The sequence below is a fragment of the Streptococcus sp. 79 genome (assembly GCF_013277425.1).
Taxonomy (GTDB): domain Bacteria; phylum Bacillota; class Bacilli; order Lactobacillales; family Streptococcaceae; genus Streptococcus; species Streptococcus pseudopneumoniae.
Window position 1 is genome coordinate 1 of record NZ_VMMW01000124.1, and the last position, 671, is coordinate 671.

Annotated in this window: 1 protein-coding gene; it reads left to right on the forward strand. The window is 41.0% G+C overall.

Annotated features, from left to right (window positions below):
- Positions 1 to 671 (forward strand): reverse transcriptase domain-containing protein (locus HT729_RS11465; protein ID WP_275690639.1); only part of this gene is annotated, 671 nt, incomplete at both ends.

The following is a 671-nucleotide window of genomic DNA, read 5'->3' on the forward strand; positions in this document are numbered from 1 at the left end:
TTTCTTCATTCAGGTGTTATCATTAATGGTCAACGTCATAAAACGCTAGTTGGCACACCACAGGGAGGAAATGTATCTCCTCTCTTATCCAATATCATGCTTAATGAATTGGACAAGGAATTAGAAAAGAGGGGACTTCGATTTGTGCGCTACGCAGATGATTGTGTGATGACGGTCGGAAGCGAGGCAGCCGCTAAGCGTGTGATGTATTCAGTCAGTCGTTTTATTGAGAAACGGCTAGGTTTGAAAGTAAATATGACCAAGACTAAGATTACCAGACCAAGAGAGCTGAAATACTTAGGTTTTGGGTTCTGGAAATCATCAGATGGTTGGAAAAGTCGTCCCCATCAAGATAGTGTTCGGAGATTTAAGCTTAAATTGAAGAAACTAACACAGAGGAAATGGAGTATAGACTTAACAAGACGTATTGAGCAACTGAATTTGTCTATTCGAGGATGGATAAACTATTTCTCATTGGGAAATATGAAAAGTATTGTCACCAGCATAGATGAGCGCTTGCGTACTCGCCTACGAGTGATTATCTGGAAGCAATGGAAGAAGAAATCGAGACGACTATGGGGATTGCTTAAGTTAGGAGTTCCTAAATGGATAGCAGATAAGGTATCTGGCTGGGGTGACCATTATCAATTAGTAGCTCAGAAGTCGGTACT